General features: G+C 64.0%; 1 protein-coding gene. It reads right to left on the reverse strand.

Translation table 11 applies throughout. The features are described 5' to 3' along the window. Nucleotides 1–694: 694 nt before the first annotated feature. Nucleotides 695–5,779: a ricin-type beta-trefoil lectin domain protein gene (locus tag ACWD4B_RS34890; RefSeq protein ID WP_451424539.1), complete on the reverse strand. Its 5,085-nt coding sequence runs from the start codon at nt 5,777–5,779 to the stop codon at nt 695–697. Nucleotides 5,780–6,285 lie beyond the last annotated feature (506 nt).

A 6,285-nucleotide genomic window follows, 5' to 3' on the forward strand; every position in this document is an offset into this window, starting at 1 on the left:
CGCTTCGACAAACGCGACTACATCTTCCACGGCACCCTGGCCACCGCCGCCATCATGATCTGGCTCCGCGACCTCACCAAAGAGCCACCAGACACTGCCTAGGCCGCGTCGGCGAGCTGCTCCAGGCGCGCGCGCTGCTCCGGCGAAAGGTGCGGCGGGGTCGGGGAAACCATGGGGGGCCTCCGTGCTTGAGGGAGTGGTCCCCGGCACCCTCCCCGCTCCCGGGTGGCTTCGGAGGTGGGCGGCCGGTCGCGTCCCGGCGCCTGGCGCGGTGACTTCGTCGTCCGTCCCGCCGTGCGGGCCGCACGGCGTGTCAGAAGCCGTCCAGCAACTACGGTGAAGACAGATGTGACGAGCTGGTCGGCTCAAGTCGCCCGAGCAACGCCGCGAGACGGCGCTGTGGCAGGGGGGCTCCGCTCCTGGGATACGAGGGGCACGTGGTGTACGTCGCCGGAGACGCGGGCGTCGGCCCAGTTGTATCGGAGAGATGCGCGAGCAGTTTGCTCCGGCGTCCCTCACTACCACGAATGATCTGTCGTGACATCGAGCTTGGGGTGCGAACCGGTAGCCTTCATGCAGAAAGTGCCTTCCAGCAGAGTCAACGAGACTCTCGACGAGTCTCGTCGTCCCTGTTCGGAAGGCACTTTCGCGTTCACGGCATGGTGGCCGCCTTCATGCAAGTGAAGGCGTGAGGCTAGCGGAAGTTACACTCCCACAAGCTGCACCAGTATTTCTTTTCCCAGTATCCGGTGGCCTCTTGCGAACCGTCGGGATGGGTATAGGTGAACCGGGCGCGCATGGTCGAGTCCCAAGCTCCGACGAGGTCTCTGGGGAAGTTGAAGAGGAGGCTCTTCCTGGTCCCATCGTCAGGGAGGATCTCTCCTAGAGAGGCGTCGTACGCCCCGGAGGCCGTCGTTACCCCACTGCGTGAAATTTCGATCTTCGTTCCTTCCGGGAGTCCCTTTCCGTTCTTCCAGGAGAAGGTGAAGTACGCCCACGTGGCATGGATTTCAAGGTTCGCGTCCGGTGGCGAGTGAAGAACCGACCGGTCCACCTTGGTGTACTGGCCGCCGGTGAAGACGAAGTTCTCCATCGGCCTGTCCGGGTTCTGAACGAATCCCTGAACCTCATCCTTCCCGGTGTATGCGCCGATTTCCGGCCAGCGTTCGGCGTTTCTTTGCACCGATACCGTTTCCCGGTCCGTGAGTTCGTTGTTGAGGCAGATCTGGTTGCTGTATGTCCCGGAGAACATCTGGAAGCAGTCAGCGACCCCAGGAATAGGACGGACGGCGTCGATGCGCTTCGATCCTGACTTGGTGAACAGACCCTTCAGAGACTGCCACTCGTCAAGGCTCTTGGGCCCGCTGACAAGACGTACGCTCTCGTTGCCCTTGTCGTCTCTGTCCACCTTGATCCGGGCCCAGTGTTCGCCGGAGAAGACATACAGTTCGCCGGGATGTCCAGGGACCCTCATGCCGGCGGTGATCCGCGAGTCCCGTGACGCAGTGAACAGCGAGCCCAGACCGCTCCACTGTTCGACGGTCTTGCGCACGGGGTCCGAGTCGGAAGCCAGGATCTCCGTTTCCCAGTCGACGCGCCTGACCAGGACGCGGCGCATGTTGCTGCCGGAGAACAGCCAGTAAGCGCCGTCCTCGGCCGCGTCGGGTATGGCGCCGTCGATCTGCTTGGACGATCCGTTCGCGCCAAGCAGCTCCTCGATGGCGCGCTTGCTGGTCTGCGGGTACATCCGACGCTCGGGGGTTTCCGCCTTCCATGTCTGGCGTCGGGCGTCTCCGTCCGCTGTCCAGGTGGTGACGTCACCCGACGGTCCGCCTACATCGAGGTACTGCTCTGTGGCGAAGTTCTTGATGCGGCCCTTGTCGTCGGGCAGCCACCGCTGCTCGGGGGCGTTCCTGTGGGTGCACGGAGTCACAGAGACGGGGTCGCCCTTGGTCTTGCCTCCGGCGAGACACAGCACTCCTTCGAGGTTGGTGATGCGCCCGGTACTCCGGAAGAAGAATTCCTGCCGGGAGGAGTCGTTGATGCGCTGCTTGCGTGTAGCGGTTCCGCCCTCCACGTCGAAGTGAAGGTACTGCTTCCCGATGTCCGACTCGTTGTAGAGACGGAACGGTTTGCCGATCGTCAGGAATCCCGGGTTGGTGAGACCGAAGTTCTCCAGAACGTCTTCGACCTCCTGGACGGTGACACCGGGCGGAGCCTTCGAAAGCTTCTCAAGTGCCTCCTTCTTCATGGCAACCGCGTCGTCGTGGCAGGGGTTGCTTCCATCTGGCATGCTGCGCCCGCACCAGATTCCCAGATTGATTCCGTTGACGCGGTCGATATACGCCTTGTTGAACTGCTGGCCTTTCTCTTCCTTCCAGGCCGCGTTCATGCTGTCGGCGATCGTCTTGGCCGCAGCGTGGCGCACGATGTCCGGCGTCTTTGCTGTGAGGGCGTCCACCGCGGCGTCGGCGTCCTTGGATGCCTCGGTGCCTGCCCCGTCACTGGTCTTGGGTACAGGGTAGGCGCCGCTGTCGGTGGAGACCGTAGCCGCGTTCGCGGTCGCCTTCACCGAGGCTCGCTGGAATTCGACGGCCTGGAGGAAGCTGACGGCCATGGCAACGACCTGGGTTCCCCCTTCCTTGGACAGCCAGCCCTTGTCCGGGTCCTGAAGGTAGTCCATCAATACTTTGTGCCAGTCGGCGTCCCGCCTCTCCGGCGCCTTGGCCACGTCCTCCCAGCGGTGGAAGTCATCGGTGATGAGCTGCGAGGTGATGTGGTACGCCATGGCCACGGCGAAGGCCGGTCCTCCGATCCCTTCGACTCCGGCCATCTCCAGGAACCCGGCAAGGGTGGCAGCGGCATCGACGCCGAGTCCCGCGAAATCCTTGTGTTCGACGTCGACCGCCAGGTTCAGGATGTCGCCTACACCCGGGATGATTGCCGCGATGGCGGCGGCCTTGTCCAGGTCCGTGGAGTCCTCGGCGAACGCACTGTAGATGCCGTGGAGGTAGAGGATAGCTCCGCCCGCGGTCTTCACGCGCTCCCACGCGAGTTCACCGTTTTTGTCGGCGAGTTGCGTGCGCGTCTTCTCATACGGCACGTAGAAGACTGCAGGGTCCTTCAGCGACGTCCCGAGATCTTTGGAGAGCTTGATCTCGGAAACCCCGCCGGCGCCGGCCAGTTTCTTTTTCACCAGCTGCTCGGCATCGCTGCGGATTTCGGTGCGCAGCTTGTCCCAGTCCACGGTCTCCAGACACGACGCTGTCCCGGACTTGGCACACAGCTCCTTGGCACGCTCCCGCGCCCGGCCCTGCCACTTCTTCCCCGCCTCAATAGCCTCCGCGCGCGCCGGCTCCCGGCCCGCAGTGCTGTCCAGCGTCTTGCCCAGGGCTGCCACCGGCTTGCCGGAATCGCCGAGGGCCTCGGCCAGGCTGGTCAGTGCCGTGCGGGCCTCCGCCAGCTTGCCGCTATCGACCTTCCCTTCTGAAACGGCGGCTTCGAGCTTTTCGCGGGCCGCCTTGGCCTTCTGGCGGACCTCCGCGGAAACATCCGCGGAGTTCTCCAGAGCGCCTGCTGCCTCGGCTGCAGCCTTGGCGGAGGCGGCCACATTCTTCTCACGTTCCAACGTGTCGAGGGCCTCGGCGGACTGCTTCACGAAAGCCAGCTCCGTGCACTTGCCCCCCAGGCCCTTGGCAGGCGCGGTACTCGCCAGGAGCTTGGGAAGCGAACAGGAGTACATCATCTCTTCTGCTTCGACGTAGCCCTTGCGACCCGGGCTGAATTTCTTCACCAGCTCCGGCTTGTTCCCCTTCACCATCTCCCAGGGAACGATGAGTTCGTACCGCTCGGCGCCGAGATTGTCCGTGGTGCCGTCCTTCATCTTCAGGACGGTTTTCTTCTCTGCGAGGGAATCCATCAGCGGGGCGTCGGCACCAACGCCGAACTCGTCCTTGATGCGCTGCAGTCGTCTGCGCTCGAACTGCTCGTCGGTTTCACCCTGCTGCTTCGCCATGTCCACGGTGGCCACGGTGAGGGGACCCGGCAGGTCCACCTTCACCACCCCGCCGGCAGACATCCGCATGCCCTCCTCGCTGACGCTGTACCCGGCGGCGTGGCTCTCGGATTCTCCGAGGTAGAACGCCTTCCAGTTCGGGTCGTCGTTCCCGGCGCTGCCATGACGCTCGATCCCGTCCAGGACGCTGTCCACGTCCCCGGCCTTGACGCCGTGGAAGCCTTCCAGCTTCTCCACCACCTTCCGGGTGATGGCGCCCACCGCGGGATCGCGGTCCGCGACAGGCAGGCGCAGCGGGGTCTCCGGATGTTCCTGCCGAACACGGCGGACTTCCTCGACGCGGCTTCGCGTCTCCTGCGTCACCTCCTCCGGTCGGCCGTCGGCGCTGCACACCACCGGCTGACGGCGGCCAAAGAAGCGCGAGCATGCCTGCACCGCACTGGACAGGACCTTCTTCCCGGTTTTCTCCCCGGCCTTCTCCAGCCTCCTCCTAAGGGATTGAGGGTCCTTCAGGTCACGGGCGGCTATGGTCTCGCCAGGGGGCACCGCAACGAATTCACCGGCCACCTCCGCTCGAGGCTTCCCCCACGCCTTCGCCATTTCTTCCTCGGGCAGGGCATAGTGCGGCCGCGCACGCCAGCCGTTCTCGTCAGCCAGGCGGGTCTCGCTACTGGGGTAAGTCTGATAGCGGCCTGTCTGTACGTCCTGCAGTGCCTTCTTCACGGCCTCATTGGGGGCCTGTGCTATCGCCTTGACGATTGCTTGATCCGATGCCTCGACGGGAGCCATCTTGAGCTGGGTGCTGGCGCCGGATTTCGAGGCGACGGTGACGTACTTCAGGGCGTCGTCCCCACCGTTCGTCCTCACCTCCTCCCCGGGGATAACGACTGTGGCGGACCTTTCCGAACCGTCGGCGGCTTTGAATCTCACCTCCACCTCGACGTTCCATCGAGGACCGTCGAGCAATGTCCCCTGCAGGTAATGGGAGACATGGACCAGCTCATGTCCGATCAGCTGGGTCTCATGGATAGCGATAGGCGTCCGGTCAGGCAGATAGCCGAAGAACACCTTCTCCTCGTCGGGCATGGCGACCATGCCTTCGGACCCGTTGGAGTTGTTGGCGCGGCCACGGTCGATGGCATTCGCCACCGGTTCGGAGACGACCGCGTTCTGCCGCAGATCGTCGGCGAGAGCCTTGTCCGCCTCCTCCGCCTCCTTCAGCCTCTTTTTCAGTGCGTCGGGCCACTGCGTTTCGTCGGCCGGCATGCCCCGGTAGAACAACGTGGTGACAGCGTCGTGACCGAAAGCCGGCTTCGCCGAGCCCGTCATCACATCGATCGGCCGCATACGGCCGATCCCCTCCAACAGCTGCCTCCCCTCCGTGCTGGAGGCAAGTTCCCCAACGGCAGCTTCGACTCGCCGTACGAACGCCTCGGCCTTCTCCGCTTCCGCCCCCTCACTGCCCACAGGCAACGTGTGCCCGCCGGCGGCACCGGTGTACCTGTCCCACAAGACAGCTATTCCCGACGGCGAGTCCGGAATCGCGATGCGGTATGCCTTGGCCTGCTTCCCGTTCGGCAACGTCACCGTCACCTCTGAACGGCTTGAGCCAGCCTTCGGCTTGTCGGCATCAGCGACGGCTGCCGCAAGAGCCTTGCCGAATGCTACGAAGTCAGGTGAAGGTGCCGCAGGCGTTGCGGCCGACGCCGCCGGGGCGATGCCTCCCACAAGGATGGCTGCAACGAGTGCGCCGACCAGCGGCACTCGCGTCGATCTCTTAAAAACCGGTCTATCCACTTCTCTCGACCCGTCACAAAAAACCAGCCGACGCCGCCCACCACCCAGATCGGAGGAAGGCGGCACCGGCTGCCGCAACAGGCATGTTCACTGCGATACAAGACCGAGGAAGGACGGAAGAACCGCCGCCAGGACCAGGGCATCGCCCATGCCTCATGAGACGCCCACACGAAGGTGCCGGCCCTACCGACCGACACCTGCACTACGCCCCTGCACCCCTCAACACTCGGTCATGCGTTGGCAAAGAGACCTTAACAAGGAAGATGCGGTTTAGCGCACAACAAGACCTTTTTGCCCGATATCGTCGAAGTGTTCTGACTCCTGGCGCCTCTCTGCTGCGACCGGAGGCCGCCATCGAACGCAACCGGCAACTAGGCTGTGTCTGGTGGCTCTTTGGTGAGGTCGCGGAGCCAGATCATGATGGCGGCGGTGGCCAGGGTGCCGTGGAAGATGTAGTCGCGTTTGTCGAAGCG

This window comes from Streptomyces sp. NPDC002536, assembly GCF_053594995.1.